23 protein-coding genes and 1 other annotated feature are annotated in these 18508 nt (G+C 56.4%); of the genes, 16 read left to right on the forward strand and 7 right to left on the reverse strand.

Features of this window, described 5'->3' with window-relative positions; all coding sequences use genetic code 11:
- The first annotated feature begins 185 nt into the window (after nt 1-185).
- Nucleotides 186-947, forward strand: coding sequence for a YciK family oxidoreductase (locus QMN93_RS00920; RefSeq protein ID WP_064672651.1), 762 nt, complete (start codon nt 186-188; stop codon nt 945-947).
- A complete protein-coding gene (cobO, locus tag QMN93_RS00925) occupies nt 944-1534 on the forward strand; it encodes a cob(I)yrinic acid a,c-diamide adenosyltransferase (RefSeq protein ID WP_023312075.1) in 591 nt (196 codons plus the stop codon). Before QMN93_RS00920 ends, cobO begins: the two co-directional genes overlap by 4 nt.
- A gap of 35 nt (nt 1535-1569) precedes the next feature.
- Here cobO and rluB read toward each other — a convergent pair whose 3' ends face one another.
- The 3 genes from rluB to rnm form a co-directional block, all read right to left on the reverse strand.
- On the reverse strand, nt 1570-2445 hold the full coding sequence (gene rluB, locus QMN93_RS00930) for a 23S rRNA pseudouridine(2605) synthase RluB (RefSeq protein ID WP_023312076.1): 876 nt from the start codon (nt 2443-2445) through the stop codon (nt 1570-1572).
- Between the two features lie 96 nt (nt 2446-2541).
- Entirely contained in the window at nt 2542-3162 is a 621-nt protein-coding gene (locus QMN93_RS00935; protein WP_003856793.1) for an L-threonylcarbamoyladenylate synthase, read from the reverse strand.
- Complete coding sequence (gene rnm, locus QMN93_RS00940; protein WP_032656720.1) at nt 3159-4040, reverse strand: RNase AM; 882 nt, start codon at nt 4038-4040, stop codon at nt 3159-3161. The genes QMN93_RS00935 and rnm overlap by 4 nt, the downstream gene beginning before the upstream one ends.
- Nucleotides 4041-4179: 139 nt before the next feature.
- On the opposite strand from rnm, the gene trpL reads away from it, so the two are divergent.
- The 9 genes from trpL (at nt 4180) to QMN93_RS00980 (ending at nt 12937) form a co-directional block, all read left to right on the forward strand.
- Nucleotides 4180-4224 carry a trp operon leader peptide gene (gene trpL, locus QMN93_RS26255; protein WP_106993556.1) on the forward strand — a complete coding sequence of 15 codons (45 nt, stop codon included), beginning with the start codon at nt 4180-4182 and terminating at the stop codon, nt 4222-4224.
- Nucleotides 4201-4294, forward strand: a sequence feature (Trp leader region). Its footprint overlaps the gene before it by 24 nt.
- A 23-nt stretch (nt 4295-4317) precedes the next feature.
- Nucleotides 4318-5880 carry an anthranilate synthase component 1 gene (locus QMN93_RS00945; protein ID WP_182383675.1) on the forward strand — a complete coding sequence of 521 codons (1563 nt, stop codon included), beginning with the start codon at nt 4318-4320 and terminating at the stop codon, nt 5878-5880.
- Nucleotides 5880-7475, forward strand: a complete 1596-nt coding sequence (gene trpD / locus QMN93_RS00950; RefSeq protein ID WP_023312079.1) for a bifunctional anthranilate synthase glutamate amidotransferase component TrpG/anthranilate phosphoribosyltransferase TrpD — start codon at nt 5880-5882, stop codon at nt 7473-7475. Before QMN93_RS00945 ends, trpD begins: the two co-directional genes overlap by 1 nt.
- Nucleotides 7476-7478: 3 nt before the next feature.
- Nucleotides 7479-8837, forward strand: a complete 1359-nt coding sequence (gene trpCF / locus QMN93_RS00955) for a bifunctional indole-3-glycerol-phosphate synthase TrpC/phosphoribosylanthranilate isomerase TrpF (RefSeq protein ID WP_087822731.1) — start codon at nt 7479-7481, stop codon at nt 8835-8837.
- 10 nt (nt 8838-8847) lie between these two features.
- Nucleotides 8848-10041 (forward strand): tryptophan synthase subunit beta, encoded by a 1194-nt coding sequence (gene trpB, locus QMN93_RS00960; RefSeq protein WP_039263563.1) that lies wholly within the window; start codon nt 8848-8850, stop codon nt 10039-10041.
- The gene (gene trpA, locus QMN93_RS00965; protein WP_029740534.1) at nt 10041-10850 is read left to right on the forward strand and encodes a tryptophan synthase subunit alpha; all 810 of its coding nucleotides are present in this window, start codon (nt 10041-10043) and stop codon (nt 10848-10850) included. Before trpB ends, trpA begins: the two co-directional genes overlap by 1 nt.
- 180 nt (nt 10851-11030) lie before the next feature.
- Nucleotides 11031-12242 carry a selenium metabolism membrane protein YedE/FdhT gene (gene yedE, locus QMN93_RS00970; RefSeq protein ID WP_048979139.1) on the forward strand — a complete coding sequence of 404 codons (1212 nt, stop codon included), beginning with the start codon at nt 11031-11033 and terminating at the stop codon, nt 12240-12242.
- Nucleotides 12239-12472: a sulfurtransferase-like selenium metabolism protein YedF gene (yedF, locus tag QMN93_RS00975; protein WP_003856774.1), complete on the forward strand. Its 234-nt coding sequence runs from the start codon at nt 12239-12241 to the stop codon at nt 12470-12472. Before yedE ends, yedF begins: the two co-directional genes overlap by 4 nt.
- 126 nt (nt 12473-12598) lie before the next feature.
- Nucleotides 12599-12937 carry a hypothetical protein gene (locus QMN93_RS00980; RefSeq protein ID WP_182383676.1) on the forward strand — a complete coding sequence of 113 codons (339 nt, stop codon included), beginning with the start codon at nt 12599-12601 and terminating at the stop codon, nt 12935-12937.
- Nucleotides 12938-12983: 46 nt separating this feature from the next.
- On the opposite strand, the gene ompW is transcribed toward QMN93_RS00980, so the two are convergent.
- Nucleotides 12984-13616 (reverse strand): outer membrane protein OmpW, encoded by a 633-nt coding sequence (gene ompW / locus QMN93_RS00985; protein ID WP_023312086.1) that lies wholly within the window; start codon nt 13614-13616, stop codon nt 12984-12986.
- A 114-nt stretch (nt 13617-13730) separates the two neighbouring features.
- The gene (locus QMN93_RS00990) at nt 13731-14006 is read right to left on the reverse strand and encodes a hypothetical protein (protein WP_166670513.1); all 276 of its coding nucleotides are present in this window, start codon (nt 14004-14006) and stop codon (nt 13731-13733) included.
- Here QMN93_RS00990 and QMN93_RS00995 point away from each other — a divergent pair.
- From QMN93_RS00995 to yciA, 4 genes are all read left to right on the forward strand, one after another.
- Entirely contained in the window at nt 13899-14303 is a 405-nt protein-coding gene (locus QMN93_RS00995; RefSeq protein ID WP_047651122.1) for a YkgJ family cysteine cluster protein, read from the forward strand. The two genes, QMN93_RS00990 and QMN93_RS00995, sit on opposite strands and share 108 nt — an antisense overlap.
- 25 nt (nt 14304-14328) lie before the next feature.
- Complete coding sequence (locus QMN93_RS01000) at nt 14329-15072, forward strand: YciC family protein (RefSeq protein WP_033145752.1); 744 nt, start codon at nt 14329-14331, stop codon at nt 15070-15072.
- 56 nt (nt 15073-15128) lie between these two features.
- On the forward strand, nt 15129-15668 hold the full coding sequence (locus QMN93_RS01005) for a septation protein A (protein ID WP_193139400.1): 540 nt from the start codon (nt 15129-15131) through the stop codon (nt 15666-15668).
- A 104-nt stretch (nt 15669-15772) separates the two neighbouring features.
- On the forward strand, nt 15773-16168 hold the full coding sequence (gene yciA / locus QMN93_RS01010) for an acyl-CoA thioester hydrolase YciA (protein ID WP_008502796.1): 396 nt from the start codon (nt 15773-15775) through the stop codon (nt 16166-16168).
- Nucleotides 16169-16206: 38 nt separating this feature from the next.
- Here yciA and tonB read toward each other — a convergent pair whose 3' ends face one another.
- Nucleotides 16207-16929, reverse strand: a complete 723-nt coding sequence (gene tonB / locus QMN93_RS01015; protein WP_058841307.1) for a TonB system transport protein TonB — start codon at nt 16927-16929, stop codon at nt 16207-16209.
- Nucleotides 16930-17149: 220 nt separating this feature from the next.
- Here tonB and QMN93_RS01020 point away from each other — a divergent pair, with 220 nt between their 5' ends.
- On the forward strand, nt 17150-17446 hold the full coding sequence (locus QMN93_RS01020) for a YciI family protein (RefSeq protein ID WP_029741731.1): 297 nt from the start codon (nt 17150-17152) through the stop codon (nt 17444-17446).
- 41 nt (nt 17447-17487) lie between these two features.
- On the opposite strand, the gene QMN93_RS01025 is transcribed toward QMN93_RS01020, so the two are convergent.
- Complete coding sequence (locus tag QMN93_RS01025; protein WP_182383678.1) at nt 17488-18441, reverse strand: helix-turn-helix domain-containing GNAT family N-acetyltransferase; 954 nt, start codon at nt 18439-18441, stop codon at nt 17488-17490.
- Nucleotides 18442-18508 lie beyond the last annotated feature (67 nt).

Below are 18508 nucleotides of genomic sequence, written 5' to 3' on the forward strand. Positions count from 1 at the left end.
GCTCGTGACATTACCTCTGCGAGCCGCCTTCAGGAATCCCCGGACTGGAGTTTAAATATTTGCAAATTGTTAATTTTACAGTAATGCGTCCTGTAGACTGATTGAATTATTAGGCTAATTCGGGCATAAAGCCGAAAAGTCATCATAAAGGCGCCATTGCGTCACCGGTCGCCTGAGGAGTCACCGTGCATTATCAACCGCAAAAAAATCTGCTGCAAAACCGGATTATTCTTGTCACCGGTGCCAGCGACGGGATTGGCCGCGAGGCAGCCCTGACATACGCCGAATATGGCGCCAACGTCATTCTGATCGGGCGCAACGAAGAAAAACTGAAAAGCGTCGCCCAGGAGATTGAGGCCGTATGCGGCACGCCGGCCCCGTGGTATACGCTCGATTTACTGACCTGCACGCCTGCGGTGTGCCAGGAATTAGCCCAGCGCATCAGCGCTCACTATCCGAGACTCGACGGCGTGCTGCATAACGCCGGTTTGTTAGGTGAAGTGCGTCCGATGGATGAACAGGATCCAGATATCTGGCAGCAGGTGATGCAGGTCAACGTCAACGGCACGTTTTTCCTCACACAGGCATTGCTTCCTTTATTACTCAAATCCGAGTCCGGGTCCCTGGTCTTTACCTCGTCCAGCGTTGGCCGTGAAGGACGCGCAAACTGGGGAGCCTATGCCGTATCAAAATTCGCGACCGAAGGCATGATGCAGGTGCTGGCGGAGGAGTACCAGAGCCGCCATCTGCGCGTAAACTGCATTAACCCGGGCGGTACGCGCACCAAAATGCGCGCCAGCGCGTTCCCGAGCGAAGATCCGCAGAAGCTGAAAACCCCGGCAGACATTATGCCGCTCTATCTCTGGCTGATGGGCGACGACAGCCGCCGCAAAACCGGGATGACCTTTGACGCCCAGCCGGGACGTAAACCAGGAATTTCGCAATGAGTGAAGAACGCCATCAGCAGCGCCAGCAGCGTCTGAAAGAACAGGTCGATGCGCGCGTCGCGGCAGCCCAGGACGAACGTGGGATCGTCATCGTTTTTACCGGCAACGGAAAAGGGAAAACCACCGCCGCATTCGGCACGGCGACACGCGCCGTTGGACACGGGCAAAAAGTGGGCGTGATCCAGTTTATCAAAGGCGAATGGCCCAACGGCGAGCGGAATTTACTTGAGCCTCACGGCGTTGAGTTTCAGGTGATGGCGACCGGGTTTACGTGGGATACTCAGAACCGGGAAACCGACACCGCCGCCTGTCTCGCCGTCTGGGAGCATGCAAAGAGAATGCTGGCCGATCCCTCGCTGAATATGGTTCTGCTGGATGAGATCACCTATATGGTCGCCTACGACTACCTGCCGCTGGAAGCCGTGCTGGATGCTCTGAAGAATCGTCCTGTACACCAGACGGTTATCGTCACGGGGCGCGGATGTCATCGGGATATTCTGGAGATGGCCGATACCGTCAGCGAGCTGCGTCCGGTCAAACATGCGTTTGATGCAGGCATCAAAGCGCAAATTGGAATTGATTACTAAAGAAAAAAGCCCGGTTCGTTGACCGGGCTTTTATATTAACCGTTGTTGTTACGGCTGCCGGAGCGGCGACTGCTGCTCACCTGGCTGTGTCGCTTCACTGCGCGACGGATCTGATTCGCCTTCATGCGACGACGATCTTTTTCCACCGCCACTTTTGAGGTGGTTTCCGGCGTCAGGCCGACCAGCTCGCGCAGGTAGTTGGTTTGGGTCAGATCCAGTTCGGTATACCCACCGCGCGGCAGACCTTTCGGCAGCAGAATGTCGCCGTAACGGACGCGGATCAGGCGGCTAACCTGCACGCCTACCGCTTCCCAGAGACGACGAACTTCGCGGTTACGGCCTTCGGTCAGGGTCACGTTGTACCACTGGTTAATGCCTTCCCCACCGGTAAACTTGATGGTTTTGAACGCCGCAGGACCGTCTTCCAGCTGAACGCCACGCGACAGATCGCGCAGTTTATTTTCGTCAACCTGGCCAAATACGCGCACCGCGTATTCACGTTCCACTTCACGGCTTGGGTGCATCAGACGGTTTGCCAGTTCACCATCGGTGGTAAACAGCAGCAGACCGCAGGTGTTCACGTCCAGACGGCCGACGGCAATCCAGCGAGCGCCACGCAGTTTAGGCAAACGGTCAAACACCGTCGGACGACCTTCCGGGTCGTTGCGGGTGCACAGCTCGCCTTCCGGCTTGTAGTAAGCCAGCACGCGGCAGATCTGTTCAGCGGACTCTTTAACGGAGATAAGATGACCGTCGATGCGGATCTTCAGCCCCGGTACGATTTCTACGCGGTCACCCAGCGTGGCGATTTTACCGTCCACACTCACGCGGCCCGCTTCAATAATGGCTTCGATTTCACGGCGTGAACCGTGGCCGGCACGCGCCAGCACTTTCTGTAACTTCTCGCTCATTGAGCTTCCTCAGGTGTCGCCTTCACAGGCGTCGAATCAGGTCAAAAGAGGGCTGAGCCCTGCTTTGATGGCCGCGTAGTATATCTGCTTATACCTTTACAAGAAAGGCTTTACGTCACCCACGCCTTCACGAATCACTTCCGGTGCATCTTCGGTTAGGTCGACCACGGTGGTCGGCTGCTGGCCGAGATAGCCGCCGTGAATAATCAGCTCAACCACCTTCTCCAGACGATCTTTGATCTCTTCCGGATCGGACTCGGTAAACTCGCTTCCCGGCAGCATCAGCGAGGTAGAAAGCATCGGTTCGCCGAGAGTTTCCAGCAGCGCCTGGGCAATCGGGTTCGACGGCACGCGCATGCCGATGGTTTTGCGTTTCTCCTGCAGCAGACGACGCGGTACTTCCTTCGTGCCCTTCAGGATGAAGGTGTAGTTACCGGGCGTGTTGTTCTTAATCAGGCGAAACGCCACGTTATCAACATACGCATAGGTCGATAGCTCAGAGAGATCGCGGCACATCAGGGTAAAGTTATGGCCGTCCGGCAGCTGGCGAATACGGCAAATGCGCTCCATTGCCCCTTTATCTTCGATTTTGCAGCCCAGCGCGTAGCCTGAATCGGTCGGGTAGACAATCACGCCGCCTTTGCGGACGATCTCCACGGCCTGGTTGATCAGACGTGGCTGCGGGTTATCCGGATGGATATAGAAAAACTGACTCATACTTCCCTCTCTTCAATTTGCTGCGGCTGTTCCCAGAGCTGCCAGACCGGCTCAACGCCAGCAGGCAACCAGAGCTTGCGCCCCAGTTCGATCCACGCGCAGGGCTGATGGAAATCAGAGCCCTGTGACCCAAGCAGGCCGAACTGGCGGGCATAGGTCGCGAGCTGCGCGCGCTCGTTGGGCGCCTGCTGACACTGGGCGACTTCCATCGCCTCGCCACCGCATTCGGCAAAGTGTGCCAGCAGCCTTTTCAGCCATTTAGCAGAAAGATTATACCGCCCAGGATGGGCCAGCACGGCCTTACCGCCAGAATGATGAATCACATCAATAGCTTGTTTTATTGTACACCACTGTGGCGGAACGTATCCGGTTTTACCGCGCGCCAGATACTTTTTAAAGACGTCTGCCATAGTCGTCGCTTTGCCCGCGTCGACCAGAAAACGGGCGAAATGACCACGGGTGACCGCCCCGCCGTTCGCCATCTTTTGCGCGCCTTCCAGCGCGCCCGGAATATGCGCCTTTTCCAGACGCTCGCCGATCATCTCTGCGCGCTGGTTGCGGCGCGTTTTTTGTTCTTGCAAAAATGCCGTAAGTGCCGGATGGTCTATATCGATATTCAGGCCAACAATATGAATCTCATGGTTTTCCCAGACGGTCGAGATCTCGACGCCGGACACCAGATTCAGCGCCAGCCCGCTGCGGGCAATCTCGGCGCGCGCCGCCGGAATGGCATCTGTCGTATCGTGATCGGTTATCGCCAGCGTGCCGACGCGCATTTCAACGGCGCGATGAACCAGGGCTTCGGGTGTCAGCAGGCCGTCAGAGGCCTGAGTATGGCTGTGTAAATCATAAATAATGGCGTAGGTGGTATCGCTCAAAGCACTTCCCATAACAGGTTGGAGACATCCGAAAACACCATGATACCGACTTAACGCGAAATTCTGAAATCAAGGGTTGACAACTTGCCATCGAACTAGTTAACTAGTACGCAAGTTCACACGAGAAAGGTATCTGAAAATGACCGCACATTTCACTCTGCACGGCTGGTGGCGCACTTCCTGATCTTCGGGCAGTGTCACGCGTCTGCGAAATGCAAACAGATACCCGCCCGCTACCCAGCGGGCTTTTTTTTGAACAAAATATGAGAACAACAACATGCAAACAGCCAAACCTCATCTCGAACTGCTGACCTGCGAGGCGGCCTATCGCCACAACCCGACCGCGCTGTTTCATCAGGTGTGCGGGGCTCGTCCGGCAACGCTGCTGCTGGAATCGGCGGATATCGACAGCAAGGACGATCTCAAGAGCCTGCTGCTGGTCGACAGCGCGCTGCGCATTACTGCTTTAGGTGCCACCGTCACCATCAAGGCATTATCAGACAATGGCGCATCGCTGCTGCCGCTGCTGGATGCCGCCCTGCCGTCGGGCATTGAAAATGAACGTCATCCAGAAATGCGCATTCTGCATTTCCCGCCGGTGAGCCAGCTGCTGGACGAAGACGCGCGCCTCTGCTCCCTGTCCGTTTTCGATGCCTTCCGCCTGCTGCAGAATCTGGTCACCGTGCCGCAAGACGAGCGTGAAGCGATGTTCTTCGGCGGGCTGTTTGCTTACGACCTGGTTGCCGGTTTTGAAGATTTGCCGGAAACCGAGCAGGGTAATCGCTGCCCGGATTATTGCTTCTATCTGGCTGAAACGCTGCTGGTGATCGACCACCAGAAGCAATACACCCGCATCCAGGCAAGCCTGTTCACGCCGTCTGCCGCTGAGAAAAACCGTCTTGAGCACCGCATCGCTCAGCTGCAGCAGCAGATGACGGAAGCACCGCCCGCGCTGCCGGTGCAGCGCGTGGAGAAAATGACCTGCGACGTTAACCAGACTGACGATCAGTACGGCGCCGTGGTTCGCCAGATGCAAAAAGCGATTCGCGCCGGGGAAATTTTCCAGGTCGTGCCGTCCCGTCGCTTCTCGCTGCCCTGCCCGTCGCCGCTCGCAGCCTACGACGTGCTGAAAAAGAGTAACCCAAGCCCGTACATGTTCTTCATGCAGGACAACGAATTCACGCTGTTCGGCGCCTCGCCGGAAAGCTCGCTGAAGTACGACGCCACCAGCCGTCAGATTGAGATCTACCCGATTGCCGGTACCCGTCCGCGCGGACGTCGCGCCGACGGTTCCCTGGATCGCGATCTGGACAGCCGCATCGAACTGGAGATGCGTACCGACCACAAAGAACTCTCCGAGCACCTGATGCTGGTTGACCTGGCGCGTAACGATCTGGCACGCATTTGTACTCCCGGCAGCCGCTACGTGGCGGACCTGACCAAAGTCGACCGCTATTCGTTCGTGATGCACCTGGTCTCCCGCGTGGTCGGCGAGCTGCGCCACGATCTCGACGTGCTGCACGCCTACCGCGCCTGCATGAACATGGGCACCCTGAGCGGCGCGCCGAAAGTGCGCGCCATGCAGCTGATTGCCGCCGCCGAAGGACGCCGTCGCGGCAGCTACGGCGGCGCGGTGGGTTACTTCACCGCCCACGGCGATCTCGATACCTGCATCGTAATCCGCTCCGCCTATGTCGAAGACGGTATCGCCACCGTCCAGGCGGGTGCCGGGATTGTTCTTGATTCTGTTCCGCAGTCTGAAGCTGACGAAACGCGCAGTAAAGCCCGTGCGGTCCTTCGCGCCATTGCTACCGCACACCATGCACAGGAGATTTTCTGATGGCTGACATTCTGCTGCTCGATAATATCGACTCCTTTACCTATAACCTGGCAGATCAGCTGCGTGCGAATGGCCATAACGTCGTTATCTACCGCAACCACGTTCCGGCGCAGACCCTGATTGACCGTCTGGCCACCATGCAAAACCCGGTGCTGATGCTCTCCCCGGGGCCAGGCGCACCGAGCGAAGCCGGCTGTATGCCGGAGCTGCTGACCCGTATGCGCGGCAAACTGCCGATCGTCGGCATCTGCCTCGGCCATCAGGCGATTGTTGAAGCCTATGGCGGCTACGTTGGCCAGGCGGGTGAGATCCTGCACGGTAAAGCGTCCAGCATTGAACATGACGGCCAGGCGATGTTTGCCGGGCTGCCGAACCCGCTCCCGGTCGCGCGCTATCACTCGCTGGTTGGCAGCAATATTCCCGCCGGGCTGACGATCAACGCCTCGTTTGAAGGCATGGTGATGGCGGTGCGCCACGATGCGGACCGCGTCTGCGGCCTGCAGTTCCACCCGGAATCGATCCTGACCTCCCACGGCGCCCGCCTGCTGGAGCAGACGCTGGACTGGGCGTTACAGAAGCTGGAGCAGACCAATACCCTGCAGCCGATTCTGGAAAAACTGTATCAGGCGCAGACCCTGAGCCAGCAGGAGAGCCATCAGCTCTTCTCCGCCGTGGTTCGCGGCGAGCTGAAGCCTGAACAGCTGGCAGCCGCGCTGGTGAGCATGAAGGTGCGCGGCGAAAGCCCGCAGGAGATCGCCGGTGCCGCTACGGCCCTGCTTGAAAATGCCGCCCCGTTCCCGCGCCCGGACTATCAGTTTGCGGATATCGTCGGTACCGGCGGTGACGGCAGTAACAGCATCAATATCTCCACCGCCAGCGCCTTCGTGGCGGCGGCGTGCGGTTTGAAGGTCGCGAAGCACGGTAACCGCAGCGTTTCCAGCCGGTCAGGTTCTTCCGATCTGCTCGCCGCATTCGGTATTAACCTCGATATGAACGCCGAGCGTTCCCGCGAAGCGCTGGATGACCTGGGCGTCTGCTTCCTGTTTGCGCCGAAGTACCACACCGGTTTCCGCCACGCGATGCCGGTTCGTCAGCAGCTCAAAACCCGCACGCTGTTTAACGTGCTCGGCCCGCTGATCAACCCGGCCCACCCGCCGCTGGCGCTGATTGGCGTTTACAGCCCTGAGCTGGTTCTGCCGATTGCCGAGACGCTGCGCGTGCTGGGCTATCAGCGTGCCGCCGTGGTGCACAGCGGCGGTATGGATGAGGTTTCTCTTCATGCGCCAACGCTGGTGGCCGAACTGCGCGACGGCGAAATCCTGAGCTATCAGCTGGAGGCTGCCGACTTCGGCCTTGCGCCATACCATCAGGAAGCGCTGGCAGGCGGTACGCCGGAAGAAAACCGTGACATTCTGACTCGCTTATTACAAGGTAAAGGAGAGGTTGCCCATGAGGCCGCCGTTGCTGCCAACGTCGCCATGCTGATGCGTTTGCACGGTGAGGAAGACCTGAAGGCCAACGTTCAAAAAGTTCTGGATGTACTGCGCTCCGGTGCAGCTTACGATCGCGTTACCGCACTTGCGGCAAGAGGGTAAAGAATGCAGACCGTTTTAGCGAAAATCGTTGCCGATAAGGCCATCTGGGTGGAAGCCCGCAAGCAACAGCAGCCGCTTGCCAGTTTCCAGAATGACGTCGTCCCGAGCAGCCGTCGTTTCTATGACGCCCTGCGGGGTACGCGCACCGCGTTTATTCTTGAGTGCAAAAAAGCGTCCCCGTCCAAAGGCGTTATTCGTGACGATTTCGACCCGGCGCGTATTGCCGGCATTTATAAGCATCATGCTTCAGCCATCTCCGTGCTGACGGATGAGAAATATTTTCAGGGCAGCTTCGATTTTCTGCCGATCGTCAGCGGCATCGCGCCGCAGCCGATCCTGTGCAAAGACTTTATTATCGACCCGTATCAGATCTGGCTGGCGCGTTTTTACCAGGCCGACGCCTGCCTGCTGATGCTCTCAGTGCTCGACGACGAGCAGTATCGCCAGCTTTCCGCCGTGGCGCACAGCCTGAATATGGGCGTGCTGACCGAAGTGAGCAATGAAGAGGAGCTGGAGCGCGCGATTGCGCTGGAAGCCAAAGTGGTCGGCATTAACAACCGCGATCTGCGCGACCTGTCCATTGACCTTAACCGTACGCGTCAGCTGGCGCCGCGTCTGGGGTCTGGCGTCACGGTGATCAGCGAATCCGGCATTAACAGCTACGCCCAGGTGCGCGAGCTGAGCCACTTCGCCAACGGTTTCCTGATTGGCTCCGCCATGATGGAACATGACGATCTCAATGCGGCGGTACGTCGCGTGCTGCTGGGTGAAAACAAAGTCTGCGGCTTAACCCGCGAACAGGATGCCCAGGCCGCGAATGAAGCCGGAGCGATTTATGGCGGACTGATCTTTGTGGACTCCTCTCCTCGCGCGGTCAGTGAAGAGCAGGCGCGTAAGGTCATCGCAGCGGCTCCGCTCAGCTACGTGGGCGTTTTCCGCAACGCAGAAATTGCAGACGTTACGGCAAAAGCCGACGCGTTATCCCTCAGCGCGGTGCAGCTCCACGGCGATGAAGACCAGAGCTACATCGATGCCCTGCGCGCCGCGCTGGCACCACAGGTGCAAATCTGGAAAGCGCAAAGCGTTGGCGATACGTTGCCCTCGCGTAACCTGAACCATGTGGATAAATACGTCCTCGATAACGGCCAGGGCGGTACCGGCCAGCGTTTTGACTGGTCGCTGCTGAACGGCGAAAAGCTGGACAACGTCCTGCTGGCGGGCGGATTAAGCCCGGATAACTGCGTAGAAGCCGCTAAAACCGGCTGCGCAGGCCTCGATTTCAATTCAGGCGTAGAGTCCCAACCGGGTATCAAAGATGCCAGCAAGCTGGCCTCGGTATTTAAAACTCTGCGTGCATATTAAGGAAGAGAAGATGACGACATTACTTAACCCGTATTTTGGTGAGTTCGGCGGGATGTACGTCCCGCAAATCCTGATGCCCGCGCTGCGCCAGCTGGAAGAAGCGTTTGTCAGCGCGCAGAAAGATCCGGCGTTTCAGGCGGAATTTACCGACCTGCTGAAAAATTACGCCGGTCGTCCGACCGCGCTGACCAAATGCCGCAACCTGACGGAAGGCACCAAAACCACGCTGTATCTGAAGCGTGAAGACCTGCTGCACGGCGGCGCGCATAAAACTAACCAGGTGCTGGGCCAGGCGCTGCTCGCGAAACGTATGGGCAAAACCGAAATCATCGCCGAAACCGGTGCAGGTCAGCACGGCGTGGCCTCTGCGCTTGCCAGCGCCCTGCTCGGCCTGAAATGCCGCATCTATATGGGAGCGAAAGACGTTGAGCGTCAGTCTCCGAACGTCTTCCGTATGCGTCTGATGGGAGCGGAAGTGATCCCGGTGCACAGCGGCTCCGCGACGCTGAAGGATGCCTGTAACGAAGCGCTTCGCGACTGGTCTGGCAGCTATGAAACCGCGCACTATATGCTCGGTACCGCGGCGGGCCCGCACCCGTTCCCGACTATCGTGCGCGAATTCCAGCGCATGATCGGTGAAGAGACCAAAGCGCAGATCCTCGAAAAAGAGGGGCGTCTGCCGGATGCGGTGATCGCCTGCGTTGGCGGCGGATCTAACGCCATCGGCATGTTCGCAGACTTTATCGACGACGCCAGCGTCGGTCTGATTGGCGTCGAGCCAGCCGGGCACGGCATTGAATCGGGTGAACACGGCGCGCCGCTGAAGCATGGCCGCGTGGGGATCTACTTCGGGATGAAATCCCCGATGATGCAAACAGATGAAGGCCAGATTGAAGAGTCTTACTCTATTTCTGCCGGCCTCGACTTCCCGTCCGTCGGGCCGCAGCATGCGTATCTAAACAGCACCGGCCGCGCGGACTATGTCTCCATTACCGATGACGAAGCGCTGGAAGCCTTTAAAACGCTGTGCCGCAGCGAAGGGATCATCCCGGCGCTGGAGTCTTCGCACGCCCTGGCGCACGCGCTGAAAATGATGAAAGAAAACCCGGAAAAAGAACAGCTGCTGGTGGTAAACCTTTCCGGCCGCGGTGACAAAGATATCTTCACCGTTCACGATATTCTGAAAGCACGAGGGGAAATCTGATGGAACGCTACGATAACGTATTTGCAGAGCTGAAATCCCGCCAGGAAGGCGCTTTCGTTCCCTTCGTCACCCTGGGCGATCCGGGCCCGGAACAGTCGCTGAAGATTATCGACACCCTGATTGAAGCCGGCGCCGACGCGCTGGAGCTGGGTATTCCGTTCTCCGATCCGCTGGCGGATGGCCCGACCATCCAGAATGCGACGCTGCGCGCATTCGCCTCCGGGGTGACGCCGACCCAGTGCTTCGAGATGCTGGCGGCGATTCGCCAGAAGCACCCGACCATTCCGATCGGCCTGCTGATGTACGCCAACCTGGTGTTCAACCGCGGTATCGATGAGTTTTACGCCGAGTGCGCACGCGTGGGCGTCGACTCCGTTCTGGTGGCAGACGTGCCGGTCGAGGAATCTGCGCCATTCCGTCAGGCGGCCATGCGCCATAACGTCGCCCCGATTTTCATCTGCCCGCCGAACGCCGATGACGCCCTGCTGCGCCAGATTGCCTCTTACGGACGCGGCTATACCTACCTGCTCTCCCGCGCGGGCGTGACCGGTGCCGAGAATAAAGCGGCGTTGCCGCTGCATCATCTGGTGGAGAAGCTGGCCGAGTATCATGCCGCGCCTCCGCTGCAGGGGTTCGGGATTTCCTCCCCGGATCAGGTCACCGCAGCGATTGACGCGAAGGCGGCAGGTGCCATCTCCGGCTCCGCGATTGTGAAGATCATCGAGAAGAACGTGGACAAGCCAGAGCAGATGCTGGCCGAGCTGAAAGCGTTTGTGACCGCAATGAAAGCGGCGACGCGTAAAGCATAACCCTTCCACCGTCTGGCTTCCTGCCAGACGGTTACCCTTCCTTCCCCACCTTCTACAACGGATTACCTCAAAATTGATCCCGTCGATATTTTCGGCGTGAATGGCTTTCCATTCTGGCGTGCAAGCGTATGATCTGGACTCTTTTTTATCTTTAATCCTTCTGAGTTCAGAGGCTTATTCATGTCATGGCAATCCTTTAAACAGGCTTACCTGGTTAAGTTCTGGTCACCTGTTCCGGCCGTTATCGCGGCAGGCATTCTCTCTACCTACTATTTCGGTATTACCGGCACCTTCTGGGCCGTGACCGGCGAGTTCACCCGCTGGGGTGGTCAATTGCTACAGCTCGCTGGCGTGCATACCGAAGAGTGGGGTTACTTTAAACTCATTCATCTGGACGGCACGCCGCTTACCCGCATCGACGGGATGATGATCGTCGGCATGTTCGGCGGCTGTTTCGCCGCGGCGCTGTGGGCAAACAACGTTAAGTTGCGGATGCCCAAAAGCCGTATTCGCATAATGCAGGCGGTGGTCGGCGGTATCATTGCCGGGTTTGGCGCCCGTCTGGCGATGGGCTGTAACCTGGCCGCTTTCTTTACGGGTATTCCTCAGTTTTCGCTTCACGCCTGGTTCTTTGCTGTCGCCACGGCCATCGGCTCTTACTTCGGTGCCAAATTTACCCTGCTGCCGCTGTTCCGCATTCCGGTGAAAATGACAAAAGTCAGCGCAGCGTCTCCGTTAACCCAGAAGCCGGACCAGGCGCGTCGCCGTTTCCGCCTCGGTATGCTGGTCTTTTTGGCTATGGTCGCCTGGGCGCTTTGCACTGCGATGAATCAGCCCAAACTCGGCCTGGCGATGCTTTTCGGCGTGGGTTTTGGTCTGCTCATTGAACGCGCGCAGATCTGCTTTACCTCCGCGTTTCGCGATATGTGGATCACCGGCCGCACGATGATGGCGAAGGCGATTATCGCCGGGATGGCGGTCAGCGCCATCGGTATCTTCAGCTATGTTCAGCTGGGCGTTGAACCGAAAATCATGTGGGCTGGCCCAAATGCGGTGATTGGCGGCCTGCTGTTCGGCTTCGGGATCGTACTGGCTGGCGGATGCGAAACCGGCTGGATGTACCGCGCCGTTGAAGGTCAGGTGCATTACTGGTGGGTGGGGCTGGGAAATGTTATCGGCTCGACGATCCTGGCGTACTTCTGGGACGATCTGTCCCCGGCGCTTGCCACGAGCTGGGACAAGGTCAACCTGCTGAGCACCTTCGGCCCTCTCGGCGGCCTGCTGGTCACCTATGCCCTGCTGCTGGTCGCTTTTTTACTGGTTGTCGCGCAGGAGAAACGCTTCTTCCGTCGCGCGAGTGTTAAAACAGAAACCCAGGAGAATGCTGCATGAAAGAGATCGTGCCCGATTACCGTCTGGATATGGTCGGTGAACCCTGCCCTTATCCGGCTGTTGCCACGCTTGAAGCCCTACCGCAGCTCAAAAAAGGGGAAATTCTGGAAGTGGTCAGCGACTGTCCGCAGTCCATCAACAACATTCCGCTGGATGCGAAAAACCACGGCTACACGGTGCTGGATATCCAGCAGGATGGCCCGACCATTCGCTATTTGATTCAAAAATGATCGCTAAGGGCCTCGTGAGGGGCCTTTATCGTATTGAATTATAAGACATCTTGATCCACGGCAAAAACGCGATTTTTGACTTAAGTAAAATCTCACTTCCCTTTTGAAGGAGGTTTTCGCGGTTTGATGTATTTACGAGCTTTACTGGTTTTCGGCTTATTGATTCCCTTCCATGCGCTGTCCCTGAATTTCTCTTCTACCTTCCTGCGCCTTAATTGTCCGCAAAGAGGACTTGTCGAGATCATTCTGCACGTTTATGAACATACCCAGGAACGATGGCAAGGTCATTTTGAAACCGGTGCGGGACATAAACGTGCGGGAGATACCGAAATTATCCCGTTTGCCAACGGCGATATTCTTTTCCATTCCCTGTCCAGCGACGCTTTCAGCTATTTATACGATGGGGAAAAGATCCTGAGGCACTGCGTAAAGCTTGATGAGCGGCCGGTTTATCCGTCGTTTTGAAGTGAGCAAAGCAAACTGGCCACCCTGTGGCCAGTTTGACGGGGGATCAGAAACGATAACCCGCAGAGAACATAAACACCCACGGATCCAGGCGAGTATTGATACTTTGCTGCTGACCGCCCGCCTTGAAGCGTACGTCCGTATCAATATCCATGTACCAGACCGAGGCGTTAATCAGCCAGTCGCGGTTAATCAGATAGTCCAGACCGACCTGCCCCGCCATACCCCATGAATCTTTCAGGCTAAGGTCAGTCAGACCGGCCTCTTTACCGGTATCGTTAAACTTCTCGTCAAAGAAGGTGGTGTAGTTCACACCGGCGCCAATATAAGGACGCACCTTGCTGCTGGCATCGCCAAAGTACCATTGCGCCATCAGCGTTGGCGGTAAATGGTGAACCGTAGCGATATCACCGGTTGCGCCCAGACCCACGCGATGACGGAACGGCGTTGCAGCCAGAAGCTCAACACCAACGTTTTCCGTCGCCATATAAGTGAACGTTAACCCTAACTGGGTGTTATTACTGACGTTAAAACCGCCCATACCCAGCACGTTATCCGATCCTTCAGTCGGGCGAACCGTAGCCGAACCGGCACGAATAAAGAATTCGCCTGCTTCATGCGCATACGCGCCGCCAGAGAGACTGCTTAATACAAGGGCTGCCACCGCTAATTTTTTCATATCCGCTCCATCGTTGTGGTTTTAATCGCGGATGAGAATATACTCACAAATGAGTAATAAGTGATCTGCTACAGATCACATTAAAACCAGTAACTTAACATTCATTGATCTGGATTAATTTTTTGTTACGCGTCCAAAAGCGATAAGTTGTTTCCATGTCAATTTTTGGCATTTCACGGTTACAAAATTTTCCCTTTTTCCCCTCTTGCTCTTCCTCTGACGGCTGGATAATTTATCGCTCTCACAAGTTGATTTGATGCGTTCTTCTTTAGCAGGTGTGCCATGAGTGATATCAACCCGTGCATGACGTGCGGAGCCTGTTGTGCGTATTTTCGAGTCTCTTTCTACTGGGCCGAAGCCAGCGATGGCGGCGGTACCGTTCCGGTTCATCTTACTGAGCCGTTAACGCCCTTTCTGCGCTGCATGAGCGGCACAAACCAAAAGCAGGCCCGCTGCGTGGCGCTACAGGGTGAGCCCGGGGTCTCTACCCGGTGTTCTATCTATGATGACCGGCCCAGCCCGTGTCGGGAATTTGCCATGTCGGGGGAAGATGGGCAGGTCAACGAAGCCTGCAATCGCGCCCGGGCGCGCGTTGGATTACCGCCGCTTTACAAAGATATGCTTTTCCATACAAGCCTTGATGCTGCCACAGCAGGTGCATCCGGTGTACAATTGCCGGCTAATTAACACCTGCAATACTCAAGGAGAGTGCATGTCTATCACGGCGAAGTCTGTCTACCGTGACACGGGAAACTTTTTCCGCAATCAGTTCATAACCTTTTTACTGATCGCGTTGCTATGTGCCTTTATCACGGTGGTGCTGGGCCATGCCTTCTCACCGAGTGAAGAACAGATTGCCAGCCTGAGCCAGGGCGACCATCTTGCCGGCAGCGTGGGGCTGTTTGAACTGGTGCAAAACATGACGCCGGAGCAGCAGCAGATTCTGCTGCGGGCGTCTGCCGCATCCACGTTCTCAGGCCTGATTGGTAATGCGGTTCTGGCGGGCGGCGTTTTGCTGATGATTCAGCTGGTCTCGGCGGGTCACCGGGTCAGCGCCTTACGGGCGATTGGTGCCAGTGCGCCAGTCTTACCTAAGCTGTTTATCCTGATCTTTTTAACCACCCTGCTGGTGCAAATGGGGATTATGCTGGTCGTGGTGCCGGGCGTATTACTGGCTATCGTGCTTTCATTTGCGCCTGTGATGGTCGTGCAAGATAAGATGGGGATTTTTACCGCGATGCGCAGCAGCATCAGACTGGCATGGGCGAATATGCGTCTGGTGGCTCCCGCCGTGATCGGCTGGCTGCTCGCCAAAACGCTCCTGCTGTTGTTTGCACCGAATTTTGCGGTATTAACGCCAAATGTTGGTGCGGTAGTGGCGAATACGCTGAGCAACCTGATTTCAGCGGTACTGCTGGTCTATCTGTTCCGCCTGTATATGTTAATTCGTCAGTAATCCTGAGGCGGGCGGCATCGCTGCCTCCCGCCCCGCTCAGAAGATGGAATCACAGAATGAAGCAGTTTCTTGATTTTTTACCGCTCGTGGTCTTTTTTGCTTTTTATAAGCTGTATGACATTTATGCCGCGACCACTGCGCTGATCGTTGCGACCGCTGTTGTACTCATCTACAGCTGGGTGCGCTATCGTAAAGTCGAAAAGATGGCGCTGATAACGTTCGTCCTGGTCGCCGTGTTCGGCGGGCTTACGCTGTTCTTCCACAATGATAAATTTATTAAGTGGAAAGTGACCGTTATTTACGCGTTGTTTGCGGGCGCATTGTTAATTAGCCAGTGGGTCATGAAAAAGCCGCTGATCCAGCGCATGCTGGGCAAAGAGCTGACGCTGCCTCAGGAAGTCTGGTCCCGTCTGAATATCGCCTGGGCGGTCTTCTTTATTCTCTGTGGTCTTGCCAATATCTATATTGCCTTCTGGCTGCCGCAGAATATCTGGGTCAACTTTAAGGTCTTCGGCCTGACCGGGCTGACGCTTATCTTCACGCTGTTAAGCGGCGTATACATCTATCGCCACATGCCGCAGGACGACAAGCACTGATTAATGACTGACCAGAACGTCTATGACAGGCGTTCTGGTCTATTCTCTCCGCTGTGAAATCATAGTAGCATCCCGCCTGAAGTCTTCCGTTACGAGTTAAAACAATGACAACAACTAACGCCCCGCAGGGCGAACTGGTTTTACGCACACTGGCAATGCCCGCTGACACCAATGCCAATGGCGATATTTTTGGCGGCTGGCTGATGTCGCAGATGGATATGGGCGGCGCAATTCTGGCAAAAGAGATTGCCCACGGGCGCGTGGTGACTGTGCGAGTGGACGGCATGACCTTCCTGCGCCCGGTTGCGGTGGGAGATGTGGTTTGCTGCTACGCGCGCTGCGTCAAACGCGGCAACACCTCTATTTCAATCAACATCGAAGTATGGGTTAAGAAAGTCTCTTCTGAACCCATTGGACAGCGTTATAAGGCCACTGAAGCGCTGTTTATTTATGTTGCAGTGGATAGCGAGGGAAAACCTCGTCAACTTCCGCAGGCCTGATTGACAGGCAAAAAAAAGCCTCCATCAGGAGGCTTTTTTTATTCCATCTGCGCCCCGCCGTTCAGGCGGAAAACAATATTCACAATCAGTCCGCTGCCCGGTTTTCCGGCTTCATAGCGCCATCTGCGCATCGCCGATTTCACTTCGCGCTCAAACATATTGGAAGGCTGAGCGGACAAGATTTCCACGTTATCCACGCGGCCATCGGCAGTGACGTCAAATTTAACCCGTACGCGGCCTTCAATACGTAAGGCCTGCGCTCGCGCCGGATACTGAGGCTGGTTGCGACTCAGCGCGCGCGGGCCCGCAGGGGCACTGACTGTCGGCTTAGGCGCGGTTGCGGTGTTATTCATCACCGGACGCGAAGGCGCCGCATTCTCGACCGTCTGGGTCGCACGTGGTTCAACCGGACGTTCCTCGCGTTTCGGACGCTCCTCGACCTTCTTCACCGGTTTTGGCTTCGGCTTAGGTTTTGGCTTCGGTTCAGGCTTGTGGATCACCACCGGCGCTTCCTTCGGTGGCGGCGGAACAGGCTCGGGCTCTGGCTCAGGTTCAGCCACCGGCTGCGGTGGCGGAGGTGCAGCCTGCGGCGGTTCGAGATCCGCTGGCGATACCATCGTCACCGAAATCGGCTGCGCGGGCGCGGGCATTTCAATAACCTGATGAACCGAGGTATACAGCAAACCCGCCACAACAGCACCGTGAATCACGACAGAAAGCAGCGTCGGCCAGGGGAAGCGGCGAGGTAAATCAAGGGTCATCGAAGTCATAATCATCAACGTTAAAAAACCGAACACTGATTTTAAATGCAAATAGCAATCATATTCAATAAGACACTTTGTTCTGGCGCAACTTTAGCGCATGAGAGGCCAAAAAAGGCGCATTCAGATCAGGGTATTAACATTGTTTTTATTTTACATTGCAGTCGTTTGCCCTTTCACATAACGTAACTGACACTTTTACCGGTTAAGGAGCTTCGCCGTGTTTTACGTGATTTACTCTGAAGATGTTGCTGATTCGCTCGAAAAACGCCAGGCTGTGCGCCCTGCGCATCTGGCACGTTTGCAGCTGCTCCAGGATGAAGGCCGTTTACTGACCGCCGGCCCAATGCCTGCAGTAGACAGCAACGATCCTGGCGCCGCCGGTTTTGCCGGTTCCACAGTGATTGCTGAGTTTGAATCTCAGGAAAGCGCTCAGGCTTGGGCTGACGCAGATCCGTATGTTGCCGCAGGTGTGTATGCGAAAGTGACGGTTCGACCGTATAAGAAAGTGTTCTGAAACCAAAGCGGCTCCGAAAGGAGCCTTTTTTATGGTGGAAGTTACGCGTCTCTGCGCCGGGTAAACTGCTGCTCCGTTATAAGGGTTCCCCACTGATCGCCCTCCCACTCTTTAACGAGCGTAAATCCAAACGATTCGTATAAACGTCGTGCGGCGGTCAGCTTATTGAATGTCCAGAGATGCACGGCAGAGAAACCTACGCTGTCGCAAAAGCGCATAGCTTCGGTCAGCAGCTTTTTCCCCACCCCGTGTCCCCGGCAGCCATCGTCGAGAATAAACCAGCGCAGATGGGCTTCACCTGGCGCTAAATCCTCGCCGTCTATCGCCACTGACCCCACTATCCTGCCGTTCATCACTGCCAGCCAGATCTGGTTGCATGGCTTATCCAGGCGGTCACTAAATTCCGCAACTCCCGTAGCCACTTTAGCCTCAAAAAAGCGGCCAAAATGGTGCTCGCGCGCGTAATAGACCCCGTGCATCTCCGCGACACGGCCAATCATACCGGGAATATATCCCTCCAGTATCGAGAGCTCGTCGGGCCGCGTGTCGCTACCCGTCTCACGGCACGCCAGCAGCGCGTTGGCATAAAGGGAGAGTCCTTCAGAGATGGTCTGCTGCTGGACAGGAGCAAGACTCTTTATTGCTGAGACCACGCGCTCGTTGCTAAAGGTATTAATTTTACTGACCGTCTCATGACCTTTCGCGGTCAGCCTGAGGCTCTTCGCTCTCGCATCTTCACGTGAAGTCACTTCCTCGAGTTCGCCCGCGGCAATCAGGCGAGCCAGCATCCGGCTGACGCTGGATTTATCCAGACCCAGCAGCTGCACCAGCTGACTCGCCGTCATCTCTTTGCGTAGGGCTATTTCGACCAGGGTATGGACGGCCGACGGTGAGTAATTCGTTGAGGCCAGGGTCGAGGCCATAAAACCTAACTCTCGCACCATAAGGCGCGAGGAACGTCGAATAACACTGACTACCGGGGTTTCGCTGTGCATGTTGTGCCCTCATCGGTTAGTTGTACTATACAACTAACCGATGAGGGGTTGTCAAACATAATAAAAA

This window comes from Enterobacter sp. R-1.6.2 (assembly GCF_035064085.1).
Taxonomy (GTDB): domain Bacteria; phylum Pseudomonadota; class Gammaproteobacteria; order Enterobacterales; family Enterobacteriaceae; genus Enterobacter; species Enterobacter asburiae_B.